Below are 25226 nucleotides of genomic sequence, written 5' to 3' on the forward strand. Positions count from 1 at the left end.
CCGACGGTTCATGGCGACATTGTGCCGACAGGGAGCCTCAACCGCTAAGCGAGGGTCAGGCGCGACGGGCCCTCGGGATCTGACCGATCGCCCGTGCGGGGCGAACTCCGGAGTGCGCCAAAGCCACCTCGCCACCGGCTTCGTGTACCTGCCCCTTGATCCGGGCCGCCGACAGCATCGCGGCAAGGCTCACCCGCGGATCCGATACTCGCGCGAGGTGATGCTGAGGAAGACCGACGAACAGCAGCGTGCTGCGATCGTGCACCACCCACATCGGGATCGGTTCTCCCGGGATGAACGCGAACGCCACCTGCAACGTCATCGCACGGCTCGTGATCGACCGGACCGACTCCTGCGCACCGGCGACGTCGTCGAAGGCAACCGCGTTCAGCGCGATCGACCGTTGGCGTACGACGATGCGGCAGAAGACCTGCTCGCTCACCGGCTCGTCGTCCGCGACGACCAGGATGCCCAGGTGATCGACCCATCGCTGGATGACCGGGTCCGTGACCGACGAGGCCACCTTGGTGAGCATGAACCTGGCTGCCTGGCCGGGACCACCGACCGGGCGGCCCACCCGACTGTGCACGACCGTCCAGCCGGACAGCGGCCCGCCATCGATCCAGTGGATCGCGCGCTCCTGCACCCGCGGACTGACCGCACCGACGCCGATCATCCGAAGCGTCCGTTCACATAGTCGTGCGTACGCGGATCCTGCGGGTCGCTGAACATCGCTTCGGTGTCGCCGTACTCGACGATCACACCGGGCTGGTTCTGCGCCGCCAGGAAGAACGCGCACTGGTCGGAGACACGGGCCGCCTGCTGCATGTTGTGCGTGACGATCACGATCGTCACCTGCTCCCGCAACTCGCCGATCGTCTCCTCGACGCGACGCGTCGACGTCGGGTCCAACGCCGAACACGGCTCGTCCATCAACAACACCTGAGGGGCGATCGCCATCGCGCGTGCGATGCACAGGCGCTGCTGCTGACCACCGGAGAGGCCGCCGGCCGGCTGGTGCAGCCGGTCGCGCACCTCGTCCCACAGCGACGCCTTGCGCAGAGAGTCCTCCACGAGGAAGTCCTTCGTCGCCCGGTCGGCCTTCTGTCCGGTCAGGTCGAGGGCGGCGATGGTGTTCTCGTAGATCGACATCGCCGGGAACGGGTTCGGCTTCTGGAAGACCATGCCGATGCGCCGGCGCGCGTCCGTCAGCCGCTGGTCCGGCGCGTACACGTCCTGCTCCCCCAGCAGGACTCGGCCGGACAGCGAGGCGGACGGCACGAGTTCGTGCATCCGGTTGAGGATCCTCAAGAAGGTCGACTTCCCGCAGCCGGACGGACCGATCAGCGCCGTCACCTCACCGGCCGGCATCGTCAGCGACACCCGATCGAGCACCTTCCGGTCCCCGAACCAGGCGGTGATCTCGTCGGCGCGAAGCTCGGTCGCACCCGGCGTCGCCGTCAGCAGAGGAACAGTGTCGACGGCCAGCCGACGCTCGCGTCGAGGGAGTACGGCGCGGCGCCTGGGCGTCACCGGCGGAACCGGCACGAGGTCGACGGTGGTGTCTCCGGCGTCGAGGCGCTCGGGAGCCAACTCGGAGTTGTAGGACATGGGCACTCCTGATCAGACGAGATTCGGTAGGAGGTCACAGATCCGGTCGGCACATGCCAACGAGGTGACCAGGACGAGAGGGAGGAAGACGATCCAGGCCGCGCGGCGGTCCCAGCGTTGCCATGCGACGACAGCACCGACGGCGATCAACACCAGCAGTTCGAGCAGCCACGACAACGCCACCGCGTGGCTGTCATCGCCCGCCATCGGCTTCTCCTGCGGGGTAAGCGCTCCGGAGGAGAAGACCGGAGCAGGCCGAGGAAACGCCTTACTGATCAGGGTCGCGTCGACCCGGACGGTGCCGTCAGGCATGAATGGCAGACCCGAGGCGGAGATCAGCATCAGCCGCCCTTGGCCGACCCCGAGATCCGGCAGTTCCTCGGTGCCCGTACGCGGCCCGATCACGCGATACTGCGAGATGCCCTGCCCCGTCGTGACGGTGATGACGTCGCCGGACCGCAAGCGGTCCAGATCACCGAAGACCCCGCCGTACGCCGCCTGTCGACCCATCAGCACCGAGACCCCCGGCTGGCCCGGAAGTGGTGAGTCCCGGCTGTGACCGACAGCTCGGCGGGTCTGCGTGGACGTGGTGCCTTCGATGACCACCTCATCCACCCCGATCGCCGGGATCTGCAGCAGCGCGATCGGCGTACCCGGGACCACCAACTGGCCGTTGACGTCGGTCTGGCCGATCGGAGCCGAGCCGGCCGCGAGCGACAGTCGCAGGGAGGCGTACAACGAACGCTGCGCCGTCAGATGCTGGAACTGGCTGATCACCGTCAGGTTGACCAGGACGGCGATCAGCACGGCCGACAGCAGGCTCAGCGCGTACGAGATCAGCAGGGCGCGCGGACTCGGAGGGGTCGCGCGCGGGACCAGCTGCACTCGCGGCCGCATCGCCGATGAGCGGCGTCGCTTCGGAGCCGTCGTCTGCTGGTCCGGGCCGGCCTGGGTGTCGATGCTCATCTACGAAGTCCCCTCCGGCGGCGAACCAGCACCGGGCGGACGGCGTGACCCGAGGATCTGCGACACCAACGGCGGCATGAACATCAGCGCAGCGACCGCGAACACGCTGAGCAGGAGTGCGGTCTGGGCCACACCCCAGGTCGACTGCCCGGTCAGGTTGAGCGGCGTCGGCAGGGGGTTCGCGCCAGCGGCGTTCGTCGTGGTGGCCGGGCCGGTACAGACGCCCGTGTCCGCACTGCAGACGACCGCCGGGTTGGAGCCGCTGCCGGGAGAGGTCACGCCGGGAGTCAGGACCGGCGCCGTAGTTCCGGTCCCGGACCCGTTGGTCGACTTGCCGCCCTTCGTACCGCCGGTCGAGGTGCCGCCACCCAGGCGAGCCCACGGCGCCGCGCACGCGGCGTTGCACCCCGCCGGGAACGGAGCCGTGTCCGTGAGCAGGTTGTGCGCCGGGTTGTCGCCCGGACGGAAGGTCGGGTTGTTGCACGGGTTGGCGGAACCTGCCTTCACCCCGTTCTCCGTGTTGGCGATGATCGCCTTCGTGCTGGCGCCGATGCCCGGGACCCGCTTGACCTGCTCCATCGCGTCGAGGACAAGGTTCATCGGCAGCGGCGAGTAGCCCAGGGCACCCATCGTGCGCTGGCCCTCGCAGAGCGAGAACGCCTCGAAGTAGGCGAGCGTCTCCCCCTTGCCCGAATCGAAGTTCCCGTGGGTGACGGTCGGCTCGATCATGTAGGAGTACGCGGAGATCGGGTACGTACGCGGGTCGCCGTAGCTGTAGACCTTGGTGAGGTCCTGGCTGAGGTAGTTCAGCGAGGACTTGTCCTGGTTGATGCTCGCCTGGGTCAGAGCCACCGCCACCGCGTCAGCACTGGGGACCGTGAAGTAGCCGGCGGCGTTCTGGATCTGGGCGACCGGGAAACTGACGCCGAGGGCATAGCTGTACTCGTCGTAGTTGATCGTGTACGGGGTGTTGGCCGTGTACGTCGTGACGCCGTTGGAGCCGGATTGCGCGGTGAAGTTCGACATGTTCTGGGTCGGGTAGTACGACGTGGCGGAGTTCGGGTTGCAACCCGCCTTCGCGCAGAGCGCCGCGTACTGGGCCGGGAACGCGTGCTTCATCCAGAGCGTGAACTCGGCGGTGGCACCCGACCCGTCGGAGCGGACGACGACCGTGATGCGCTGGGCCGGCAGGTTCACGCCCGGGTTGGTCGCCTTGACCGCGGGGTCGTTCCATTGGGTGATCTGGCCCGAGAAGATCTTGGCCAGCGCGAGCTGACTCAGGCGCAGGTTCTGGAACTGGTTGCCATTGACCGGCAGGTTGTACATGAACGAGGTGCCACCGGCGACGACGGGCAGCATGCCGTACGCGAAGTTCGGCTTGGCGGTGTCCTGCGGGTCGGCGGTGTCACCGGTGTACGGAATCTCGGACACGGCATAGTCGGCCAAGCCAGTGGCGAAGTCGCGACGACCTGACGACGACCCATTGGGGTTGAAATCGACCGTCACGCCCTGCGCCTTGACCGCGGCCTGCCAGTCCTGCACCGCGTTCCCGGCCCACGAGGATCCCTCGCCGCTCAGTCGAGCCGTCGGCAACGAGGTCCCGATCGCTGCCAGGGCACCGGGGCCCACCAGGACCAGGGCAGCGACTGCCACTGCCAGGGCTGCGCAGGCGCGACGGAGCAATCTGCTGGTCTTCATCGGGACTCTCCAGGGGTGGAAGGCTGGCGCGGAGTTGGAAGGACTGGCCCGAGGCGGCTGCGTTGGGCGAGGACCGCGGCGTAGTTCGCCTCGATGCGGGCCTGGTCGCGCAGCGAGCGAGCAGCGCGACCACGGCGTTGACGTTCGCTGAGCTGACCGGCCTGCTGACCGCCCACGAGGCGGGCGAGCAGGAACAAGATGAGGACCAGCAACAGCAGCGCCGCGGCAGTGGCGAAACCACGCGCACGCATCACCGCCCCCGGGCTCTTGGCGAACTCCAGCGCCGCGAGCGGCAACGACGTCTGCGGTCCACTGAACGGGTCGAGGTTGAGGTTGCCGGTCACTCCGGCGGTGAGCAGGACCGGCGCGGTCTCACCGATGCCGTGGGCGGTCGCCAGGATGATCGCGGTGGTCAGGCCGGACCGTACGGTCGGCAGCACCACACGTCGTACGACACTCCACTGCCCAGCCCCCAGCGCAAGGCCGGCTTCGCGCAGGTTGCCGGGGACCAGACGCAGCACCAGGTCGGACGACCGGATCATGATCGGCAGCATCAGGACGGTGATGGCCAACGCCGCCGCGAACCCGCTCACCTGCTTGGTGAAGACCATGATCACCGAGCCGTAGATGAACAGACCCGCGACGACCGACGGCAGAGCCGTCATCGCTTCGACCACGGTGCGGACCATGCGCGCGTACCTGCCGCCGATCTCGCTCAGGAACACCGCAGTCGCGATGCCGAGCGGGACCGTGAGGATCAGAGCGATGCCGGTCTGCTCGAGGGTCCCGACGAAGGCGTGCAGGATGCCACCCTGGGTGATGGGTGCCAGCGGCCCGGTCGTACCCATGTCCTCGGTGAGGAACGTCGGCAGGAAATCGTGCCAGCCGAGGCTCGTGAAGACGTCCCACCCGCGATAGAGGACGTACGTGATCACCATGACCAGGAAGATCACCACCAGCGCCCCGGCGCACCACAGCAGGCTGGCCCAGAACCGGTCCCGAACGGTCGGGCGGTCCTCGCTGAGCCCGACCAGCACCGTGTAGAGCCCGAAGAACCAGAAGAAGCTGACGAGCGGCACCCACCCGAAGCCGATGACGCCGAGCACCGGACCGAGCAGCAGGCCCAGGGCAATCGAGGCGGCCAACGCGCCCGGACCAATCATCCGCTGATCGATCGACATGCCGATGCGTACGCGTGCCGGCTCCTCGGCGAGAGGCTCCTTCTCCGGGACGATCGTGCGACGGGGCTGGGACCGTACGGTCATCTCGGGCACGTCCGTGGGAAGTGTCGATGTCATGTCACGCCTCACTGTCGGCGCCGGAGCGGGAGCGGGCGATGATCGTGGACGCGGTGAAGTTGATCGCCATGGTGAGCAGGAAGAGCGCCAGGCCGGCGGCCATCAGCGCGCTCATCGCGAAGGAGTTCGCCTCTCCGTAACGCAACGCGATCATCGGTGCGACGGCGTTCGCGCCGTTCTGGAGGAGATGGAAGTTGATCTTGAAGAGCGGCGAGATGATCAGGTAGATCGCGATGGTCTCGCCCAGCGCCCGGCCGAGACCGAGCATCACCCCGCCGATGATGCCGCCCTTGCCGAACGGCAGGACCACCCGACGGATCACGCCCCAGCGAGTCGCGCCCAGAGCGAAGGCACCCTCACGCTCGCCCTGCGGAGCGCGGGAGAAGGCCTCGACCATCATCGACGTCTGGATCGGGATGATCATCATGCCCACGACGAGGCCGGCGATGAACGTCGACGAGGTGTAGAGGGCAGGGTTGGGCAGCGCATTGTTCGGGTCCGCGCCATCGACGTGGAAGAGCGGGATCCAGCCCAGGTACGTCGAGATCCAGTACGAGAAGCCCACGATGTGCGACTGCAGGAATGCCAGGCCCCACAGCCCGTAGACCACCGACGGGACCGCGGCCATCAGGTCGATGACCGTCGTCATCACCTTCTTCAGGGCGGGTGGGGCGATCTCTGTGATGAACAGGGCCGACCCGATCGCCAGCGGCACAGCCACGATGAGCGCCACCAGAGCGATCAGCACGGTGCCGATCAGGACCGCGGCGATCCCGAAGTTGTTGGTCTCCGGCGACCACTCCTGGGTGGTGACGAACTTGACCAGGCCCACCGACGAGATGGCCTGGACCGCATTCACGGTCAGGAACCCGCCGACGAGGATCATCACCAGCAGGACGAACGAGCCCGCGCCCCGGGAGGTCGTACGGAACGCCCGGTCCGTGCGCGAATAGACGGTCGTGACCCTCCGCGGAGTCACCGCCTCATCGAAGTCGGTGGCGGTGTCATAGGTCGTCATCGCAGTGTCCATCCGAATCCGTGGCGAAGGAACGGCCCGGCGAGACCGGCCAGAAGCGCGATGCCGATCCCGAGCGGCATCGTGTACCAGGCCCAGCTCTCGTGGCCCGCCGACACAGTCACCAGCTGGGGAGTCGTGACGATCACGTCATGAGAGGTCGAGGGGTGGGCAGAGGTGGACTGGGTCGGGGAGGTCGTACCCGGCACTGCCGGGGTCCCCACACCGGACGGGCTGGCCGACGGCGTCGGCCTGGGCGCCGTCTTCGCGGTCGACAGGGTCATCAGGGCCTTCGAGGCCAGCGCCTGCAGGTTCGCGGTCAGCGGCGCGTACCCGGGCGGGAGGTTGCCGACGTCGAACCCGGGTCGCTGACCGTTGTCCAGCACGTACCCGAAGGCCGAGGCGTACGCACGCCGGTCCACGAGCGCCATCGAGGGCGCGATCGCCGCATAGACCGGGATGGCGAGCGGGTACGCGCCGCCGGCGTAGTCGGCCTTGCCCGTGGAGGCCAGCAGCCCGTGCGTCCCCGTCGGCGCGAACTGGGTCGCCGCCTTCTGCAGGCTCGCGGCACTCGCACCGACACAGTGCGTCCCGGCGCTGTCACAGAGGTTCGCGGTGGCGAGTTGGAACCGCGCGGCCGTACCGGTGTCGGTGACCGCCATCAGCCCCAGGCTGCCGGTGGACTGGCGGATCTTGAGATCGCTCCACTTGCCGGGCAAGGGTCCGCAACTGGCGTCGATCGCCGGGTCGCACCAGTTGCTGTTCTGCGGGAGATAGCCGATCGCGACGTCGCGTCCCGAGTCGGTCATCGAGTTGACCGTGGGCAACCAGTCGACGACGGTCAGAGGCAGTTCGCTGGAGTTGGGCGCCTTGTAGGTCTGCCAGGTCGGCAACGGGTAGGGCGAGCCGTCCGGCGGGTATGTGAGCGGCTGATCGAGGTAGTTGGCGGACTTCTGAGTCGAGGCACGTGCCGCAGCTGCCTGGGCGACCAGCGTCGACTTCTCGCTCTCGCACCCGGCGTAAGTCCTCGTCGAGTAGAACGGGTCGATGACGTGACCGTTCGGGTCCGGGCAGCCGTTCAGGAAGGCGCGGGCCTCGGGGTCCGCCAGGATCCACCGCCAGACCTCGGCTGCCGCGTCCGAACGAACTGCCTCCAGGACGAGGTGGTTGATCTTGAGTGCCGGGCTGCCGGCCGAGGTGCTCTCATGCGCCAACTGCGGGTTGAGGCGTACGAACTCCGGGTCGCCGGCGATGTTGGACGGTTGCGCCAGCATCCACGGCGCCGACGCCATCCCGCTCATCGTGATGAGCGCATTGCCGTACGACTGGGTCAGCAACTTGGCCACCAACCGGGCGTCCAGGTTGAGGGTCCGCACCGGTGTCCCCGCACGCTTCCAGTCCTGCTGCAGTGCGACGAGGTTCGCGTACCCGCACCGCTGTGCCGCGGAGTCCGTGGACGGCGCCGGGCTGATGTCGACGCAGGTCGGCTGATAGGTCAACGAGTAGGCGAACACCGGCGCCGTGAGCGCCAGCGGGACATGGACGGCGGGCGTACTCTCCGGGATCGGCTGGCTCGTGAGCACGGCCTGGTTGGAGCCGGTCTCGAACTGGTTCCGGGCCACCTGGTCGCCCAGCTTGGTGTAGCCGAGCTCGATCTTGTGGGCGTTGCAGACGCCCGGTGTCCAGGACGCGGCCGCATCGTTGAGCATCTCCGAGCCGGCGATGAGCGTACGCGCGCGGCCGCCCGGACAGGTCGACCCTGCCTGGCGGAAACCGAGCTTGACCTGGATCCGTTGGGCCCACAGCGACGGTGCGATCGGTCCGCTGGAGACCATCACCCCATTGATCCTGGGGACGATGACCAGCCAGCACGTGGGGGTGCTGGCGATGTTGGGACGTACGCCGCAACCGAGCCCGGGAGCCTCAGCACCGGTCTGAGCCTCGAACGGGCGGTTCGCGGACCCGTCAGCGCCGATGACCACATTGGAGAGCTCGTTGGTCGTGGTCGTGTTGAAGTAGGAGTTGAGGCGCTTCGCGGTGCTGCCGGAGGTGTCTCCGCCGATCGAGGTGAACGGCAGGTCACCCTGGGCGTTGTCGTAGTAGTTCAGCCAGTCCCCGCCGAGGACCAGCGGGTCCTTGCCCACGTACCGGCCCTCGCTCAGCGAGGCGGACCCACCCCGCGAGTCGGCGCCGATGCCGCCCACCTGACATGTCGCCGGATCGGGCTCGGTCGCGATGGTGTCGGGATGACCGGCGGCCGTCAACCCGCCCCAGCACTCGAAGATCTGGAGGTACGAGGCGGAGTTGCCGCCGATGACGTTGGTGCCGCCCTGGACGCCCTTGATCGAGAGGTTGATCGTCTCGTCGACGAGGTTCTGGGTCTGCGACACGGTCACGCTCATGCCACCGAGGCCGTTGTTGTCCCCGAAATGGGCGTCGTAGGCGTCATTCACCGCAGGCACAACGTCGAGATAGCTGCTGCCCCCGGTGTGCGGAACGGTCTGACGACTGTCGCGGTAGACGACGCTCGAGAGCGGATTGCCCGCGTTGTCCCACCGCACCGTGACCGCGCTGTTGCTGGCCAGCGTGCCGGTCGAACCCCAGTCCGATCCGTCGACCGCGCTTCCGGCGGCGACGACCGGTTGCGTCGTCAACAGGGTGAGACCGCTGATCAGCGCCATCAGCGTGCCCGCGAGGGCTGCGCTGAACCGGAGCCGGATCAGAGGCTCGCGTCGGTGGGTGGGGGCCATGAAGGGAGTCCTTGGGTTTGGTCGCGGTGGCGCCGGAAGCTCGGCGCCACCGCGGAGGAGGGATCGATCAGCGAGCGGCGAACGCGTACGCCTTGGCCGCGGCATTGACCAAGGTGCTGCCCGAGTACTTGATCGTGATCTTGGTCGTGCCGTGCAGCAGGCCCGGCAGGACGTACGCGACCTTCCCGGAGCGCAACGCGAGGCGAACGGTGAGGACCTTGCCGTTGGGCTGGGCGATCACGAGGGTCACCGTGCCGGTCGGGACCAGACCCGGTGCCTTGACGTACACGGACAGGGTCGGACGCATGCCGTGGACCAGCCTCGACGGTGCGACGGACAGCACCGGCGTGATCGAGGGGATGGCCTTGGCGACGGTGAAGGCGCGAGCGCCGGAGCTCGACGGCGCGATTCCGGCGGCACCGTTGTAGTACGCAACGATCGAGTGCGTACCGAGGCCGAACGCCTTCGCGAAACTCGCGTGACCCGAGGCCAGCGCGACGGTGGCGATGGTCACGCCGTTGTCCTTGAAGGTGACCGTGCCGGTCGCGGTCGTACCAGTCGCCGCCACGGTGGCGGTGACGGTCTGCTGGTACGGGACGCGGAGCGTGCCGGCGACCGCAACGCCCGTCGAGGTGGCGTACGGGGCGAAGGCCTGGTCCACGTTCGACGGCGGCGAGGACTTGTAGGTCGAGGACGCTGCCGCGTCCGGGGTGTAGACGGCCTCGAACTCCTGGAACTGGCCGCCGACCAGGCCGGTGATCGGCATGGCCGCGGTGCCGGCGGCGGTCACCGTCACCGGGCTGCCGATGTCGCTGAACGCACCACCGGTCGCGTTGACCGACCGGCCCATGAACTGGACGGAGCCGGTGGCGTTCGTCAGCGTGACGCCCGTGGTGCTGTCGGTGATCGTGGCCGTCAGTGTGCCGGCGGTGCCGGACCAGCTGTCCTTCAGCTTGACCGTCGGCGCGACAGCGCCGCTGACGACATAGCCGGCGGAGGTACGCAGGGTGTCGTAGCTGGCGGGGTATGCCGTGTTGATGGGGTCGCGGCTGTGATCGGTCGGCATCGCCACGGTGGTGAAGGGCATCCAGGCGGTCTCGGCCTTGCCGTCGGCACCGGCCTGGACGATCGGTTCGCCGTTGGCAGCAGTCGCATTCGAGACGTAGTAGACGAGGCTGATGTTCGCCCCTGCCGGCCAGTTGTTCAGGATGGACTTCCCGAGCGCGTGAGCGCCGGACGGCGGCGCGCCCGGCGCAGCAGCATCGATCGGGGTAAGGCTCGCGTCATAACCCACCACCGGCGACCCGGCGTTGTGCCAGGCGGTGTAGCTGGCGTCGGTCGAGACGGTGTCGACGTAGTCGTTCGCCGCCGAGTTGCCCGACAGGGCGCCGTCGAACGTTGAGCCGTCGAACCATCCGAAAGCCTGTCCGACCGTCTCGCCGGCACTGATCGTCGGCTTCTCCGCCGAGCCGTCGGCGGAGGTGGTGACGTACGCGACGAAGACGTTGGAGCCGTCCGACGCGGCGTCCGGACCGATCTTCGCCAGTTGGGCGGCCAGGGATGTCGGCGTCGCGGACGCAGCGCTGCCCTTGCCGTCGAGCGAGAAGAAGCTGGAATCCGTGCGGCCCGCACCTTCGTGACCCCACCAGCCGGCGGTGACCGCGTTGGCAGGGTCGAAGGTGGCGCTCGCGCCCTCCATGAACACCTGGAGCGGAGAGGCGGGGGCGGCCATGGCCGGGGAGGCCGCACCGAGTACGGCGGCGGCCAGGGCGAAGGCGGCCGTACCGGCTACGAGCCCCGCCTTCCGGCGGCGATCAGCGAGCGGGTTCGAGAACATGAGGAACCTTTCGGAGAATGTGCGTGCGAACTGGTGGTGCTGCAGGTGTGACGGCACGTGACGCGCGTGGGGCTCCCGAATGTCCTCGATGAGAGGAAAACGCGGCCACGTACCGACTTGGGTGATTCCGGGGAAGCGGAACGTGAACGGATACCGAAATCGCGGCCGCCCTTGTCGAGGTCATCTCGAACGCCCGACCGATCTCCAGCGGCGGACCAGAACCCACAGACCCGCGCCGACGAGGATCACGACGACGGCCCAGGTCCACCCGGAGTCGACGACCTTGGCGATGGAGCTGCGAGAACTCGCGCGGCCAGGGCCCGCAATCTGGGTGGTCCGACCGGTGTGGGTCGAGCTCGTCGGCTGACCGCTCGGCGAGGTGGTGGGCGCAGTTGTCCGGGAATCCCCCGCGCTGGGGTCGTACGTCGCCGCGGCCGGAGGCATCCCGCCGACCAACTTGTCGCCCTCGCCGGGACTGGCGGTCAGGACCTGGTAGCCGGCGGAGGTGCGTACGGGGTCGCCGGGCCTGGCCAGCGTACGGATCGTCAGCCACGCGGAGACCGCGCGACCGTCCGGGCCGACCTTCACCGTCGGCTCCAGGGACCCGTTGTAGCCGTCGGAGGCGTACAGGACGACGCTGATCTTCGTGCCGGCCGGCCACGCGTTGAGGATGGAGGTGCCCTCCGGCGCCGTTGACACGCTGCCGGTGGCGACGTCGTGCAACACCAGATGGCTGTCGAAGGCCTGCACCGGACGGCCCTGCCGCCAGAAGGCATCCCACTGGGTCTGGGTCGAGATGAAGGTGCCGTAGTCGGTCGGGCCGCCAGAGCCGGCAACACCCGACCCCATACCCATGTCGGTCCACCACTGGAAGGCGTCACCGGCGACCTCGCCCTTGTGCACGAGCGGCCGCTCAGTACTGCCGTCGGCCGATGCCGGTACGAACGCCACCCGGAGGTTCTCGAACGATCCCCCGTCGTCCAACGCCTGATGCAGGGCTGCGATCGACGCCGTGTTGACGACTCCCGTGCCGCCTGCCCCGTTGAGCGAGAAGTACGTCGCTCCCGTGTGCGCCGCACCTTCGTGACCCCACCAGCCGCCGACGATGGCGTATCCCGGATCGGCGAGCGGACCCTTCGCTCCGGTCTCGAAGATGACCTCGGCAGCGGACCCGTGCGGAGCGGCTGCGTCGGCGCTCCACATCAGGCCGCCGACGGTGGCACCGACCACGGCGGCCGTCGTCACGATCCTGGACAGGCGGTTCATTCCGTGCCGCCCATCGGCTCGAGGCCCTCAGGGGTCGCGTGACGACCTGGAGCCTTCCGCGCCCGGCCGAACAGACCTCCGCGAGCGACCTTCCGGGCACCTCTGCCCACGGGCGGCTCGACGTCGGTCGGGGATACGGCCTGCGACTCCCCGGCATCGTTCGGCTTCGTACGCCACCCCGGTGCGCGCGTCTTCCGGGCCTCGCGTTTGGCGAGCTCTGCTGCCTGCTGGGCGATCTTCGCCTGTGCCTTCGCGAGCTCGGCCTTCTCCGCCTCGAGGCGGGCCTGCTTCTCGGCCCGCAGTCTGCGCCAGCGGCGGTAGCCACGCCACAGCAGGTACAGCGCCAGGATCGTGCCGACGATGATCGCGATCAGCACCCACGGCCACGGCCAGAAAGTCAGGCTTGCGGCCGCCGGCGTGGTCGTCACTGCCTGGGTCGGATCAGCCGGTGATCCGAACGCCGTCGCGGTGACATGCCATGGGCCGAGGCCGAAGACGCCCGTCACGGTCTTGGTGACAGTCGCGCTGCCGCCCGGGAAGAGATTGGAGATGACCTCGGGATAGCTGTGGATCGCTGGAAGGAACCACCGCGTGGTGCCGATCAGGGTCGAGACGTTCAGCCGTACGTCACCGACGTTGCGCACCGTGAACGTGACGGTGTAGCGACTCGTCCCCAGCGGGCCACCGGGCTCGTCCCAGTGGGCGCGCAGATTGCTGACCCGCAGTGCACTTCGCAGCGTGCCCACCTGGCTGGCCAGGTGGAAGTAGACCGAGACACCGAGGCGCTGCTGGAGCGTGACGTTCGCTCCGTCGCCGTTCCTCGCCTTGGCGTCGAGCTCCGCCACGATTGCGGCGGCATGGTCGCCGGGGGTGGCATCGAGCGGGATCCGGGCCTCGAACGGGATCAGGACCCGACCGGGGATGTTGCGGTCGTTCGGGGCGGCATGACTCGCGGGAATCGTCACCGTCAGGCGTCGCTGGCCGTTGAGGGTGAACCAGGAGCCCGCCTGGGTGACCTTCTGGTTGATCAGCGACAGCTGGAAGGTGCTGGACCCGTTCTGGGCCGCGTCGGCCGGATAGACCTGCACGGTGATCGGCGTCCGGGCGAGATTGAACAGGGCGACCGCGTCGCGTACGACGCCACCCGGCTTGCTCTCGGCCGAGATGTACGGACGACCGTCGACGAGGTGGTCGCTGGGCACCTGCACCGCCGGACCGATACCGAAGGTGAGGTTCTTGCTGGTCGCGGCCGGATTCGGCTTCGCGGGGGCGGTGGCAGTGGTGGACGGGGTGGGGCTTGGGCTCGTACTTGCGCCCAGCGCCGGAAACGGCAGGGCGACCGCGCTGAAGAGCACGGTCGCAATCGCCACGGCGAGTACGCGGAGGAAGGTCTGCATGGGGGCTCTCTCTGTCATGGGTGTACGCCCGGGGGCGGCGTGCCGGTGGGGCGGATGCCTTCGCACCCGCCCCACCGCGAGTGACCCGTCGGTCGCTCGCCGCCCCCAGGCGGTCTTGAATTACTGCGCGGTCAGCGTGAACGTGACCGTGCCGGCGTAGTGGCCAGCCGGGGTGTCCGCCGGAGCGTTCACCGTGAGCGTGCCGCCGAGGTTCCACGACCCGACACCGTGCGCGGTGTGCGCGATGGTCTTCGCCGGGAGACCCGCCAGACCGAGGGTGCCGACGACGCCGGGCTCGATCGCCGGGCTCGCCGCAGCGATCGGGAAGAAGGTCGCCACACCGCCGGTCGGAGCCTGAGCTGCGCTCATGCCCGTGATGCCGACGTTCTGGGCGTTGATCACGCCGGTGCCCGTCGTGCCGCCGGTGAGGTTGCTCGACTGAGCCGTGAGGGTCCACGGCAGGTCACCGGCGAGCGTGTCGACGATCGCGATGTTGCCGAACGTCGTGCTGCCCGAGAAACCGGTGGTCGGGTCGGAGTTCTGCGTCAGCGTGCCCACGTTGAGCGGGTTGCTCGACGTGTACGGCGTCGACAGGGTCATCGTGCCCGCCGGGATGTCGGCGGTGACGTTGCCGACCGAGACCTGCGGCGGGTTGGCCGGAGCCGTCACCGCGAACGGAGCCGAGGTGTCGATCGACGCCTGGTAGTTGACGCCGTCCGTTGGGGTGAAGTCAGCCTCGACGGTCCAGGTCGGGTCCGCGGTCGCGAAGTTGACGACCACGCTGGCCACACCGCTCGCGTCCGTGGGGATGTTGCTGCCCAGGACCGTGGTGGTCGCGCTGCCGCTGCGGTGACCGATGAACGTGACGTGACCCGGGATCGTGGTCTGGGCGGCGTCACCGGTCTTGAAGGCGTGAGCCGTCAACGTCACGTTGGTGCTGGTGTCGTTGTTGGCGTTCGGGTTGACCGCGACCACGGTGGTCGTGTTGGCACCCTGGATGGTGTACGCCTCCGGAGCAGCCGTCGAGCCTGCGAGGTGAAGCCCCGTCGTCGGACCGGCGTACGTGGCGCTGATCGAGTGCGAGCCCGAGGAGAGCGTGCTCACCGGGAGGCTCGCGACACCGCTCGCGTTCGGAGTGGCCGTGCCGAGGGTGGAGGCGCCGTCCTTGAACGTCACCGTTCCGGCGGTCACCGGAGCGTTGCCGTTGTCGGTGTCCGTGACGGTCGTGCTGAACGTCACTGCAGCACCCTGGGCAGCCGGCGAGGCCACGTTGGAGGTCACAGCGCTCGCCGCGGTGCGGTCACCGACGGTGGTGTCGATGTAACCGGCCGAGGTACGGATCGAGTCGTACGCAGCCGACTTGCCGGCGGCCGGGTCCTGGCTGTGGTCAGCCGGGAGAGCAGCCGTGGTCAGCGGGACGTACGCAGCCTCGGCCTTGCCGTCGGCGCCGGCGAGCACGACCGGCTCACCGTTCGACGCCGTCGTGTTCGAGACGTAGAAGATCAGGCCGATGTTGGTGCCCGAGGCCCAGTTGTTGAGGATCGACTTGCCGAGGGCGTGCGTACCGGAGGCCGGAGCGCCCGGAGCAGCGGCGTCGATCGGCGTCAGGTTGCTGTCGTACCCGACGACCGGTGAACCGGCGTTGACCCATGCGTTGTAGCTGGCGTCGGTCGAGATGGTGTCGACGTAGTCGGTGTCCGCGGTGTTGCCGGAGTACGAGCTGCCGAAGGTCGAGCCGTCGAACCAGGTGTAGGCCTGACCGACGGTCTCACCGGCGGCGATCGTCGGACGGACGTTGGAGATACTCGGGTTCTGGACGAACGCGACGTTCAGGTTGCCGGCGTTGGCGTCCGGACCGATCTTGGCCAGGACGGCCGCCAGGGTGGTGCCGGAGGTGTTGAGGCCGAGGAACGTCGCCTTGTTGTGGGTCGACGTCTCGTGACCCCACCAACCGCTGGCCAGCGCGTTCGCGGCCAGGTCGGTCTGGGTGTTCGCCTCGAGGATGATTTCAGCGGCGCCGGCGGTGGGCGCGTAAGCGTTGGCAGGGGTGGCGGTGGCCAGGATCGCGGCAGGAATCGCGACCGCGACGGCACCCGCGAGCAAGCGGCGAGCGCGAGCAGGAGTACGCAACATGACTTCTCTCTCTGGATATGGGGTTACAGCGAGGGGATGGAGCAGTGCGGTGGAGCAGGCGGGCGTCATGCGACGACCCGCATCCGGGCCAGGGGACGGTCCGGCGGGTTGCGGCTGGGATCAAGCGACGGGTGTGGGTCCCTACCGAGCGGGACCCACACCGCGTCGATCAGTAACCGCTCGGGCAGTCGCCCGGCAGGGCCGAGCCGGTGCCGACCGAGTAGGACAGGACACCGAATCCGAACTTCTTGATGATGGTCTTGCCAGCGCCGGAGAAGATCTGGCCGATGCCACCACCGGTGAGGATCGACACGAGGGCCGACTGCTTGGGCGTCGGGGTCCCGGTCGGCAGGAACCCGCCGGGGACGACGTCGTAGGTGTCGCGGTTGAAGTTGCCGACACCGGAGACCGGGACGGTGTTGAACGCACCGGCAGCGTTCTGGCTGCCGAAGAGCGGGCCCTGGGCAGCGCTGCTACCCGAACCGGTGACCGCGGCGCTGCCGTTGACACTGGCGATGGCCATCTTGGAGTTGTCCAGCGTGTTCGGCGCGGCGGCCGTCTGCTGGGAGATCCACTGCGCAGCCGAGAACGGGATGATCGCGCCCGGGATCGTGAGTGCGCGACCGTTGTTCTCCTCGTACGGGCCGGCGGTGCCCGCACCGAAGACGGTGCCGGCGAGGTCGGAGACGTACGCCGCGTTCGCGCCCTGGGAGTTGCTGATGCCGGCAGCACCGGCGAAGAACTTGCGGGTACCCGAAGCCGTCTGCGGAAGGACCGGGACGACCTGCAGGCCGTCGAGGAACACCTTCGCGGTGGCGTCGGCGGTGGCGTTGCCGCTCGGCTCGGCCGAGCCGTCGGCCTGGGTGAAGGTCACGCGACCGTCGGCGCTCGGCACACCGCTGTAGAGCGCGGTGATGTCCGTGGTGGCCAGGTTCAGCGAGGCCGGGAGACCGCTGGCAGCAGCACCGACCGCCTGGGTGTTGTACGCGATCGACACGGCGTCGCGGGCGAACGGCAGGTACTGGACCGTGCCCGAGGTGCCCGCGGGGCCGCTCGAGGAACGACCGAAGTCCACGTCCTGCGTGTTGAGCGTGTAGTTGGTGCTGTTGAGCGTGAGCTTGTTGGTGGGGTCACCCGCCGCGTCCCAAGTGGCGCAGACAGCCTTGAGACCGTCGCCCGAACCGTTCGGGCGAGCGAACCATGCGCCGCCGGTCTTGGTCTGGATGGTGTTGTACGCAACGCCACCGGACGTCGCGTTCCACGAGGCGATCGACGGCGCGACGGCGGTCGAGTCGTTGGTGAGACCGTTCCAGACGTCCTGGATCGTGTCGGAGCCGGCCGCAACGTACGGACGTACCGGGTCGGCGAACGCAGGGGTGGCCAGAGCCACCGAGGCGAGGACGGCCGCGCCGCCCGCGAGGAACTTCTTGCTGTGCTTCATCGCAGAGATACCGATCTCTCTATGTCGGTCGAAATCGCCTGGTTCCAGGCGATGCAAACTGGTCGGAGCAGCACGCGGATCGAACGCACCCGACAGCCCGCGAAGGGCATGCGGGTCCCGAGAGACGTCGTCGTATGTGTCGGGATGATTCTTTGAAATGGGGCGTCGGCGGACTACGGCCGAGCACGGAACGCCATGCAAACAGGAGGTGAAACCGCACAGGGGTTTGATGGTTTCGACCGGATCGGTGTGATCCACGCAACCCCGAAGGTCGCGGTCCTGAGGAACTCAGACCGTTCTCTCAGGTCGATCTCAGGCGTTGTGGGCTAGAGCGCGCAGCCGAGGAAGACGGGTTCAGGTTCGAGTCCGATGCCGAACTCTGCGGCGACCCCGTCCCGGATCTCCCGCGCCAGCGCCAGCAGCGCATCGGTCGTCGCGCCGCCCCGGTTCGTCAGTGCCAGCGTGTGCTTGGTCGACAACGAGACCAGCTCGTTGCCGTACCCCTTGCCGAAACCGGCGTGCTCGATGAGCCAGGCGGCCGAGGTCTTCACCCGACCGTCGGGCTGTGGGTACGCCGGGGCGCCGGCGGGCGCCACCTCGACGAACGGATTGGTGAAGAACGAGCCTGCGCTCCAGGTGTCGTGGTCCTCGGCGTCCAGGACCATGCCCTTGCCACGCCGCAGACCGAGGACCGCGGCGCGTACGTCCTCCAGCGGAGCACGCTCCCCCACCTCGACGTCGAGGGTCCGCGCGAGTTCCGCGTACCCGACGGGCGCGGAGAGGCTGCCGACCGCGAAGGTGAACGTGACCGAGAGGACTGCGTGTCGGCCGGGGTCCGCCTTGAACCGCGACCAGCGGTAGGCAAAGCCGCACTCGTCAGCCGCGAAGGTGCGTACGCCCTTGAGGCGACGGTCCCAGACCCGGACCTCGGCGATCGTCTGGCCGACCTCCTGACCGTACGCGCCGACGTTCTGCATCGGGGTGGCACCCACGGTGCCGGGGATGCCGGCAAGGGCTTCGACACCGACCCAGCCGGAGGCAACAGCATGGGCGACGAAGGTGTCCCAGTTCTCGCCGGCGGCGACCGTGACCCGGACGTGACCGTCGGCGTCGACCTCGGGGGCGATCCCGGCGGTGGCCACCCTGACGACGGTGCCGTCGAAGCCCTCATCGGCGACGACGAGGTTCGATCCTCCGCCGAGGATCAGGACGCCGGTACCGGCCTCATCGGCCGCACCGAGGGCAGAAATGAACGCAGCCTCGGAGGAGGCTTCGATCCAGGTCGAAGCGCTCCCGCCGAGGCGTAGCGTTGTGAAATCAGCGAGCCGAGGCACGCGTGATGCGATCAGCGCGTCTCGCGGTGCGGCTGGTGCGTGCGGCAACGCGGGCAGAACTTCGCCAGCTCCATCCGGTCAGGGTCGTTGCGGCGGTTCTTCTTGGTGATGTAGTTCCGCTCCTTGCACTCCGTGCACGCCAAAGTGATCTTCGGGCGGATGTCACTGCTCTTGCTGGCCATTGAAAGTCCTTGGTCGAACGAGGGTGCTGCTTAGAGTATGCCGGGTAGCGGGAGCGGGGATCGAACCCGCGACCTCACGATTATGAGTCGTGCGCTCTAACCGTCTGAGCTATCCCGCCAGGTGCAAGAGCGGGAGCCCTTGCATCAGAGCCCCCTGTCCGGATTGAACGGACGACCCCTTCCTTACCATGGAAGTGCTCTGCCACTGAGCTAAGGGGGCAACAGCCGAGAAGATTACTGGCCCCGCTTGAACCCCACCAAATCGGGACTCACAGACCCGGCATCCGGGCGAATCCGACCGCTTCCTCGAGCTCGTAGGACAGCTCCAGGAGCGTCGCCTCCCAGCCATTCCGGGCCGTGAACATCATCCCCTGGGGCAGTCCGCGTTTCGTCTGTGCGACCGGCAGGGAGATCGACGGAGCACCGGTGACGTTCGCCCACGGCGTGAAGACCACCCATTCCAGGAGCCGCCGCACCAGGTCGTCGTACGGCTGCTGCGGGTCCAGGTATCCGACCTTGGGGGTCTCATGGGCCAGCGTCGGGGTCAACACCACGTCGTAGAGCTCGTGGAACTGCTCGGAGAGCGCGGTGACCTTCCGCAAGCGGCTGACCGCACCGGGGATGGCCAGGGCGTTGCGACGCGCGTGCTTCGCGAGCCCGACGGTGAGACCGGTCATCCTCGACTCGTCCCAGCCACGGCGCAGACGGCCGGTGCCGACGATCGCCACGGCCAGCGAGGCCCAGTAGAGCAGGAAGTCGTCGGCGAGCGTCTCGGGGATCGGCAGCTGCACCTCGTCGACGTAGTGGCCCAACTCGGCCAGTTGAACGGCGGTCTTCTCGGTGAGTTCGCGCGTCTGCGCGTCTGCGCCGTAGCCCGCTCCGTCAGTGGTCCAGGCGATCCGCAGACGACGACGGCCGGGTCGGGTGACATCACCGATCGGGGGCAGGCTCGGGTTGTGGTGCCGTCGGTCGATCTCACGGTGGAAGGCCGCGGTGTCGCGCACGGTCCGGGTCAGGACGCCGTCGGAGACGAGTTTGACCGGCATCGCGGAGTAGAAGAGGTCCTGCGGCACCCGCCCGCGCGTCGGCTTGAGCCCGACCAGGCCGTTGACGCTGGCGGGGATCCGGATCGAGCCACCGCCGTCATTGCCGTGGGCGATCGGGATCGCTCCCGCGCCGACCAGGGCACCGGAGCCCGCGGAGGACGCCCCGGCGTACCGGGTCGGGTCCCACGGAGTGCGTACGCTGCCCAGGCGCGGGTGGTCGGCCGCCGGGGAGAAGCCCCATTCCGACAACTGTGTCTTGCCCAGGACGCTGAACCCGCTGATCCGGAACGCCTTGGCGGTCTCACCGTCCTTGGCCACCGGGCGGGCCTCGAAGGCGTCGGTGCCGTGCATCGTGGCCATGCCGCGGGCGTCGATGTTGTCCTTGAGCAGGGTGGGTACGCCCTCCCAGAAGCCGTCACCGTGGTCGCCGAGCGGGTCGGTCGAGACCGCGGCCATCGCGTTGAGCTGCGGATTCACCTTCGCGATCCGGGCGTACGCAGCGCTCGCGGCTTCCTTGGCAGTGATCTCCCCGTCGAGGATGCGCTGGCGTACGCCGAGCGCGTCGTCGGCGCCGAGGGCATCGTCGGTGAAGGCGGAAATACGGCGTACTGATGGCACGGCGCCAACCTACTCGCGGGTGCTACCGGACGGGACCGTGGCCATCGTCACATCTCGGCCAGGTAACAGTCGGGGTGGTGCGGATTGAAGAGTCCGAGCGCCTGCATCAACGCATGCATCGTGGTCGGTCCGACGAAGGCGAAGCCGGCCTTCTTGAGAGCCTTGGACAGCGCCTGGGATTCAGCTGTCAGCGTCGTTTCGTAGGGCGGCGCGACCGGCGGACGGAACTGGTCGACGAACGCCACCAATCCGCCGCTGTCGCGCAGCGCGACGGTCGCCTGGGCGTTGCGGATCGTCGAGGTCACCTTGAGTCGGTTGCGGACGATGCCGGCGTCGGCCATCAACGCCTCCTCCTCGGTCGGCCCGAAGTCCGCGATCGCGTCCACGTCGAACTCGGCGAAGACCTCCCGGAACCGCGGTCGCTTCGCCAGAATCGTGGCCCAGGACAGCCCCGACTGGAATGCCTCCAGAGTCAGGCGCTCGAAGTAGGCCTGCTCCGTCGGCTCACTTCGGCCCCACTCGTCATCGTGATAGCTCTGCATCGCTCCGGGCGTGAGCGCCCACGGACACCGGTTCATCACAGCGTCACGACGTAGTCGTTCGACTGCGGAACCAACCCGCGTACGCGCCGGTCGAAAGTCACCAGCCGAGCACCGACTGAAGCAGCGAGGTTGACCAAGTGAAGGTCAGTGACCTGCTTGTGTCCCACCAGTCCGACAACGTCAATGACCGGTTCGGCCAAGGAACTGGTGTCACTCACCACGGAATGCCGCGCATCAGCACGCACACTTCGCAGCATGGCCCGCGCGTACGCACCATCCAGACGCTGTCCCATCACGGCAGGATTGAGCAGGAGACGCAGCAGGCCCAACTCGGTCACCACGGTGGTCCCGAATCGCGCGGTGCCGCGAAACCATGCCATCGCTGGAGAGTGGAACTCGTGGCTCGGACTCATGAGCGCGAGCAACACGTTGACATCCGGCAGTTCGAGAGGGTGGTCAGTCATCCGCGAGAGCGTCCTCGACCATGTCGCTGGTGATCACATGGCCCTCAACGGGCGGCGCCAACAGCAGACCGTGGCTGAAGGTGACGTCCATGCGGAGGTCGATCCCCGCCAGTGCCAACTCCGACACAGCCGCTCCGACCGAAGGGCTCGAACCAGCTTGGACACGACCTCGCGCGGCGGCCAGCACACGCGGGTCCAGATCGAGAGTCGTACGCATGATTCCATTCTAAAGCATCACGCATCACGCATCAATGGCGTTCCTTCAGGCGTACGCCGTTCGGCATCGGTGGCGCCGGGATCGGGGGCAGATGGTCCCCGACCACGGTGCCGAAGGTGCCGGCGGCGACCTCCTGCGAGTCGCTTACGCCCTCGATCTGCCGCTGCCATTCAGTCCGCGCTGCCTCGATGTCCTCATGCGTGCGCCCGATGAAGTTCCACCACATCACGATCGCCTCCCCGAATGGCGGACCGCCGAGGAGGAGCAATCGCGCACCGTCCTCGCCGGCGCGCAGGCAGAGTCGGGATGCGCCCGGCGGCAGGTAGCCGAGTTCAGCGCGCCCAATGCTGAGCCCATTCGCCTCGACCGAGCCGGTGTCGACGAGGACACCCAGTTCGTACGCGTCGTCGACACCGAATTCGGCGTCGGCATGCGGCGCGAGCAAGACCTCCACTCCGAGCAGCGGCGTTGCCGTGACCACCGGCGAGGTCGAGCCGCCGAGGCTGCCGAGGAAGACACGGGCCGTCCACCCGGGGCCTTCGACGGCTTCGGGTGCGTAGTGGGCGAAACCCGGTTCGCCGGCACGTACGTCCTCCGGAAGCGCCACCCACAACTGGGCACCGTGCAAGGTCGTCGTGGCCGGGGTCGAGATCTCGGAGTGGCTGATCCCGCGACCGGCGTTCATCAGATTCAGTTCACCGGGACGTACGAACGCATGGTTGCCCGCGCTGTCGCGGTGCTCCACCTTCCCGGTGAACAACCAGGAGACCGTTTGCAGGCCGATGTGCGGGTGCGGTGCGACGTGCATGCCGCCGCTGTCGGCGACGTCGTCGGGCCCGTAGTGGTCAACGAAGCACCAGGCCCCGATCAAGGTGCGCTCTCGCGACGGCAACGTACGCCGCACCGTCATCGAACGCGGCCCACCGAGCGGGACGTCGCGGTACGTGATCACCTGCGCACCCGTGGGCGCGGAGGCGCACTCGGTGACCTGCGGATGGTCCTCGACGTTGCTCATACGCCCATCTAAGCGCGGGGCACCGACAGATGTCAGCGGGTGAGGCCGGGGATGGCCGTCACGGGCGCCAGCGCCCCGATGAACCCGATCGCCGGCACGATCCACCGACGACGCAGGGGCGCCGAGGCCGCGAACGGGGCGATCCACAGCAGGTACCAGAGCCGCAAGGGAGTCGCAAGGAAGACGAACGCGACCAGGACCCAGGTGAATCGGATGAGGACACAGCGCCACTCGCCCGCGCGCGTACGCAGTGCGGCCACCACCCCGATGACCAGCGGCACCACGGCCAGGGCCTTGAAGAAGCCGTCCGGAGCCCAGAAGAGCGGCCAGCCCACCGGATTCAGCGGAGAGGGCCGGTCGAAGGCGCTGGACAGTCCATGGATCCAATCGGTGCCGAAACCGAGGGTGAAGCTGACCACCGCCATCACCGCGGCAGCGATCAGACCTGTCAGAGCCAGGCGTAGCAGCCGGGCCGGCAGCCGCACCCCGGGCGTCAGGGTCAGCAGTGCGATCGGGAAAACCCCGAGCAGGCCGGTCACCTTGACCGACACCGCGAGGCCGAGGACCAGCGCTCCCAGCGCCCAGTGCCGTTCGACGGCAACGACGATCGCCACTGCGATCAGGGCCCACACCAGGACGTCGTTGTGCTCGCCACCAATGCCCGTGCCCAACATCAGCGGGCTGGCCATCACGAGGGCAATCGCGCGATCGGGGTCGACGCCCCCACGACGTGCCAGCCGCGGGACGGCCCAGAGCATGATCCCCCAGGCGGCGATCGCCGGCAGCCGCTGCAGCATCGCGAGCACCAGCGGGTCGTGGGAGACGTACGTGAGCCACTCAGCGAACTTGAGGTGGATCGGGCCGTACGGGCTCGGGGTCTGGCGCCACTGATGGTTGGCCACGTTCGAGATCGGGCCGGCGACGGCATTGATGCCGTGGAGGTACGGCGAGACTCCGTGACGGGCGAGCCAGCCTTCGCCGGCGTAGATGTAGGCGTCCTCGGAGAACAGCGGCGGCGCGGCCAGGAACGGCAGCAGCCACAGGAATGACGTCAGGCGTACGCGCTCCGGCCGCCGCACCAGGTCCCACCAGGCCCAGCCGAGCAACAGCAGCCCGCCGATCGCGACCGCTATCGCCAGTCCCAGCACCCAGGTGTGCGTACGCCACTGCGCCAGCGGGCCGTGGGTCATCGGCCAGGAGCCGATGGGGAGAGTGGAGAGGAACCATCCGGCAGCGGCGGTGATCGCGCTGCCGAGCAGGCCGCGCAGCAGGATCCCGCGGTGCGTGGACGGTGCGGTCACGACCGTCGCTGCGTGACGAAGGTCGCCAGGGCGACCACCACGTCGTCCTCGACTCCGGCTGTCGCGAGCGCGGCCAGAGCCTCCGCGACGTAGCGATCCGCCTCGGCCTCGGCCCAGGCGCGGCCGCCGGCGGTCTCGATCCGCTCGGCGATCGCGTCCAGTTCCGCGGCAGAGGCTTCCGCCCTGGAGTCCCTCTCGGCGTACCACCGGGCAACCTCAGGGTCGCGATCCATCGCGAAGACCACCGGGATGGTCTTCTTGCCGGCAGCGAGATCGGCATGCACCGGTTTGCCGGTGACTTCGGTGCTGCCCCAGATCCCGAGCAGGTCATCGACGATCTGGAACGCGAGTCCGAGGTCGGCACCGAACGTGTCGAGAGCGCGTACGACCTCAGCCGGGCGGCCGGCGAAGATGGCCGGAAGAGCCGCGCTCACGGCCAGCAGGGCACCCGTCTTGCCTGCCGCGACCGATACGCAATCGGCCAGCTCGACACGATCACGGGACTCCAGGAGTACGTCGTCGGCCTGACCGCGCACCAGCTCGCGGGTGGCGACCGACAGAGCCTTCGCCGCCTTCGCGGCGTGGTCTGACCCGCTGTCCGCGATCACCTCGTACGCGAGCGTCACCAGGGCATCCCCGAGCAGGACAGCCGTGGTGTCGTCCCAGGCGGCCCACACCGTCGGACGGTGGCGACGTTCACGGTCGCGGTCGATCAGGTCGTCGTGGATGAGCGAGAAGTTGTGGATCAGCTCGACAGCCACCGCACCGGGCACTGCGGCGGCGGGATCTGCGCCCAGCGCTCGAGCCACAGCGATGGCCAGGCCGGACCGGAGCGCCTTGCCGCCGTTGCCGGGGGACGGGTTGCCGTCACGGTCCAACCAGCCGAAGTGATAGCCGGCGATCGCCCGCATCCGCGGATCGAGAAGATCCACGGCCTCCCGAAGAGCGGGCTCGACGAGCGTGCGCGCGTCCTCCAGGGCACGTACGGCCACCGCGGACGCAGACTCGTTCACGGGCGTGAGCCTACTCAGGCCGCTGCGCTGTCAGGGCGAGTGCTCGATCCGCCGCTGAACGCACCCACCGATTACGCTCAGG

General features: G+C 68.4%; 21 protein-coding genes and 2 tRNA genes. All 23 read right to left on the reverse strand.

What is annotated here, in order from left to right; translation table 11 throughout:
* Positions 1 to 55 precede the first annotated feature (55 nt).
* Complete coding sequence (locus KCTC_RS06250; protein ID WP_125567772.1) at positions 56 to 676, reverse strand: hypothetical protein; 621 nt, start codon at positions 674 to 676, stop codon at positions 56 to 58.
* Positions 673 to 1611 (reverse strand): phosphate ABC transporter ATP-binding protein, encoded by a 939-nt coding sequence (locus KCTC_RS06255; RefSeq protein WP_125567774.1) that lies wholly within the window; start codon positions 1609 to 1611, stop codon positions 673 to 675. The genes KCTC_RS06250 and KCTC_RS06255 overlap by 4 nt, the downstream gene beginning before the upstream one ends.
* A gap of 12 nt (positions 1612 to 1623) precedes the next feature.
* On the reverse strand, positions 1624 to 2577 hold the full coding sequence (locus KCTC_RS06260) for a sortase (protein WP_125567776.1): 954 nt from the start codon (positions 2575 to 2577) through the stop codon (positions 1624 to 1626).
* Entirely contained in the window at positions 2578 to 4275 is a 1698-nt protein-coding gene (locus KCTC_RS06265; RefSeq protein ID WP_125567778.1) for a substrate-binding domain-containing protein, read from the reverse strand.
* A complete protein-coding gene (gene pstA / locus KCTC_RS06270) occupies positions 4272 to 5540 on the reverse strand; it encodes a phosphate ABC transporter permease PstA (RefSeq protein ID WP_164512501.1) in 1269 nt (422 codons plus the stop codon). Before pstA ends, KCTC_RS06265 begins: the two co-directional genes overlap by 4 nt.
* Before the next feature lie 34 nt (positions 5541 to 5574).
* Complete coding sequence (pstC, locus tag KCTC_RS06275) at positions 5575 to 6591, reverse strand: phosphate ABC transporter permease subunit PstC (protein WP_125567782.1); 1017 nt, start codon at positions 6589 to 6591, stop codon at positions 5575 to 5577.
* The gene (locus KCTC_RS06280; protein WP_125567784.1) at positions 6588 to 9338 is read right to left on the reverse strand and encodes a hypothetical protein; all 2751 of its coding nucleotides are present in this window, start codon (positions 9336 to 9338) and stop codon (positions 6588 to 6590) included. The genes pstC and KCTC_RS06280 overlap by 4 nt, the downstream gene beginning before the upstream one ends.
* A gap of 67 nt (positions 9339 to 9405) precedes the next feature.
* Positions 9406 to 11175 (reverse strand): Ig-like domain repeat protein, encoded by a 1770-nt coding sequence (locus KCTC_RS06285; RefSeq protein WP_125567787.1) that lies wholly within the window; start codon positions 11173 to 11175, stop codon positions 9406 to 9408.
* A gap of 180 nt (positions 11176 to 11355) precedes the next feature.
* Positions 11356 to 12441: a hypothetical protein gene (locus KCTC_RS06290; protein WP_125567789.1), complete on the reverse strand. Its 1086-nt coding sequence runs from the start codon at positions 12439 to 12441 to the stop codon at positions 11356 to 11358.
* A complete protein-coding gene (locus tag KCTC_RS06295; RefSeq protein WP_125567791.1) occupies positions 12438 to 13838 on the reverse strand; it encodes a hypothetical protein in 1401 nt (466 codons plus the stop codon). Before KCTC_RS06295 ends, KCTC_RS06290 begins: the two co-directional genes overlap by 4 nt.
* Before the next feature lie 120 nt (positions 13839 to 13958).
* Positions 13959 to 15971: a beta strand repeat-containing protein gene (locus KCTC_RS06300; RefSeq protein WP_164512502.1), complete on the reverse strand. Its 2013-nt coding sequence runs from the start codon at positions 15969 to 15971 to the stop codon at positions 13959 to 13961.
* A 169-nt stretch (positions 15972 to 16140) separates the two neighbouring features.
* Positions 16141 to 17412, reverse strand: a complete 1272-nt coding sequence (locus KCTC_RS06305; protein ID WP_125567795.1) for a hypothetical protein — start codon at positions 17410 to 17412, stop codon at positions 16141 to 16143.
* Between the two features lie 326 nt (positions 17413 to 17738).
* Entirely contained in the window at positions 17739 to 18794 is a 1056-nt protein-coding gene (locus KCTC_RS06310; protein WP_408636111.1) for a UDP-N-acetylmuramate dehydrogenase, read from the reverse strand.
* Positions 18758 to 18928, reverse strand: a complete 171-nt coding sequence (gene rpmG, locus KCTC_RS06315; RefSeq protein ID WP_125567797.1) for a 50S ribosomal protein L33 — start codon at positions 18926 to 18928, stop codon at positions 18758 to 18760. The genes KCTC_RS06310 and rpmG overlap by 37 nt, the downstream gene beginning before the upstream one ends.
* A 45-nt stretch (positions 18929 to 18973) precedes the next feature.
* Positions 18974 to 19047: transfer RNA gene (locus KCTC_RS06320), tRNA-Met, on the reverse strand.
* 29 nt (positions 19048 to 19076) lie between these two features.
* A tRNA-Thr gene (locus tag KCTC_RS06325) sits at positions 19077 to 19148 on the reverse strand.
* A gap of 49 nt (positions 19149 to 19197) precedes the next feature.
* Positions 19198 to 20592: an amidase gene (locus KCTC_RS06330; protein WP_125567799.1), complete on the reverse strand. Its 1395-nt coding sequence runs from the start codon at positions 20590 to 20592 to the stop codon at positions 19198 to 19200.
* 47 nt (positions 20593 to 20639) lie between these two features.
* Positions 20640 to 21134: a DNA-3-methyladenine glycosylase I gene (locus KCTC_RS06335; RefSeq protein ID WP_231998862.1), complete on the reverse strand. Its 495-nt coding sequence runs from the start codon at positions 21132 to 21134 to the stop codon at positions 20640 to 20642.
* 35 nt (positions 21135 to 21169) lie between these two features.
* Positions 21170 to 21598 (reverse strand): TA system VapC family ribonuclease toxin, encoded by a 429-nt coding sequence (locus KCTC_RS06340; RefSeq protein ID WP_125567803.1) that lies wholly within the window; start codon positions 21596 to 21598, stop codon positions 21170 to 21172.
* Entirely contained in the window at positions 21591 to 21815 is a 225-nt protein-coding gene (locus KCTC_RS06345) for a hypothetical protein (protein WP_125567805.1), read from the reverse strand. The genes KCTC_RS06340 and KCTC_RS06345 overlap by 8 nt, the downstream gene beginning before the upstream one ends.
* A 31-nt stretch (positions 21816 to 21846) precedes the next feature.
* Positions 21847 to 22830 carry a pirin family protein gene (locus KCTC_RS06350; RefSeq protein ID WP_125567807.1) on the reverse strand — a complete coding sequence of 328 codons (984 nt, stop codon included), beginning with the start codon at positions 22828 to 22830 and terminating at the stop codon, positions 21847 to 21849.
* Between the two features lie 32 nt (positions 22831 to 22862).
* Entirely contained in the window at positions 22863 to 24131 is a 1269-nt protein-coding gene (gene mptB / locus KCTC_RS06355) for a polyprenol phosphomannose-dependent alpha 1,6 mannosyltransferase MptB (protein ID WP_125567809.1), read from the reverse strand.
* Complete coding sequence (locus tag KCTC_RS06360; protein ID WP_231998863.1) at positions 24128 to 25144, reverse strand: polyprenyl synthetase family protein; 1017 nt, start codon at positions 25142 to 25144, stop codon at positions 24128 to 24130. Before KCTC_RS06360 ends, mptB begins: the two co-directional genes overlap by 4 nt.
* Between the last annotated feature and the right edge of the window lie 82 nt (positions 25145 to 25226).

Source organism: Nocardioides baekrokdamisoli (assembly GCF_003945325.1).
Lineage (GTDB): Bacteria > Actinomycetota > Actinomycetes > Propionibacteriales > Nocardioidaceae > Nocardioides > Nocardioides baekrokdamisoli.

What these genes read in the sequence shown, in the direction of transcription:
- KCTC_RS06260 (WP_125567776.1), bottom strand. Translation starts at nt 2,577, where the DNA reads ATGAGCATCGACACCCAGGCCGGCCCGGACCAGCAGACGACGGCTCCG.
- KCTC_RS06340 (WP_125567803.1), bottom strand. Translation starts at nt 21,598, where the DNA reads ATGACTGACCACCCTCTCGAACTGCCGGATGTCAACGTGTTGCTCGCG.
- rpmG (WP_125567797.1), bottom strand. Translation starts at nt 18,928, where the DNA reads ATGGCCAGCAAGAGCAGTGACATCCGCCCGAAGATCACTTTGGCGTGC.
- KCTC_RS06300 (WP_164512502.1), bottom strand. Translation starts at nt 15,971, where the DNA reads ATGTTGCGTACTCCTGCTCGCGCTCGCCGCTTGCTCGCGGGTGCCGTC.
- KCTC_RS06265 (WP_125567778.1), bottom strand. Translation starts at nt 4,275, where the DNA reads ATGAAGACCAGCAGATTGCTCCGTCGCGCCTGCGCAGCCCTGGCAGTG.
- KCTC_RS06285 (WP_125567787.1), bottom strand. Translation starts at nt 11,175, where the DNA reads ATGTTCTCGAACCCGCTCGCTGATCGCCGCCGGAAGGCGGGGCTCGTA.
- KCTC_RS06295 (WP_125567791.1), bottom strand. Translation starts at nt 13,838, where the DNA reads ATGCAGACCTTCCTCCGCGTACTCGCCGTGGCGATTGCGACCGTGCTC.
- KCTC_RS06255 (WP_125567774.1), bottom strand. Translation starts at nt 1,611, where the DNA reads ATGTCCTACAACTCCGAGTTGGCTCCCGAGCGCCTCGACGCCGGAGAC.
- pstA (WP_164512501.1), bottom strand. Translation starts at nt 5,540, where the DNA reads ATGACCGTACGGTCCCAGCCCCGTCGCACGATCGTCCCGGAGAAGGAG.
- KCTC_RS06290 (WP_125567789.1), bottom strand. Translation starts at nt 12,441, where the DNA reads ATGAACCGCCTGTCCAGGATCGTGACGACGGCCGCCGTGGTCGGTGCC.
- KCTC_RS06350 (WP_125567807.1), bottom strand. Translation starts at nt 22,830, where the DNA reads ATGAGCAACGTCGAGGACCATCCGCAGGTCACCGAGTGCGCCTCCGCG.
- pstC (WP_125567782.1), bottom strand. Translation starts at nt 6,591, where the DNA reads ATGACGACCTATGACACCGCCACCGACTTCGATGAGGCGGTGACTCCG.
- KCTC_RS06345 (WP_125567805.1), bottom strand. Translation starts at nt 21,815, where the DNA reads ATGCGTACGACTCTCGATCTGGACCCGCGTGTGCTGGCCGCCGCGCGA.
- KCTC_RS06305 (WP_125567795.1), bottom strand. Translation starts at nt 17,412, where the DNA reads ATGAAGCACAGCAAGAAGTTCCTCGCGGGCGGCGCGGCCGTCCTCGCC.
- KCTC_RS06250 (WP_125567772.1), bottom strand. Translation starts at nt 676, where the DNA reads ATGATCGGCGTCGGTGCGGTCAGTCCGCGGGTGCAGGAGCGCGCGATC.
- KCTC_RS06335 (WP_231998862.1), bottom strand. Translation starts at nt 21,134, where the DNA reads ATGCAGAGCTATCACGATGACGAGTGGGGCCGAAGTGAGCCGACGGAG.
- KCTC_RS06280 (WP_125567784.1), bottom strand. Translation starts at nt 9,338, where the DNA reads ATGGCCCCCACCCACCGACGCGAGCCTCTGATCCGGCTCCGGTTCAGC.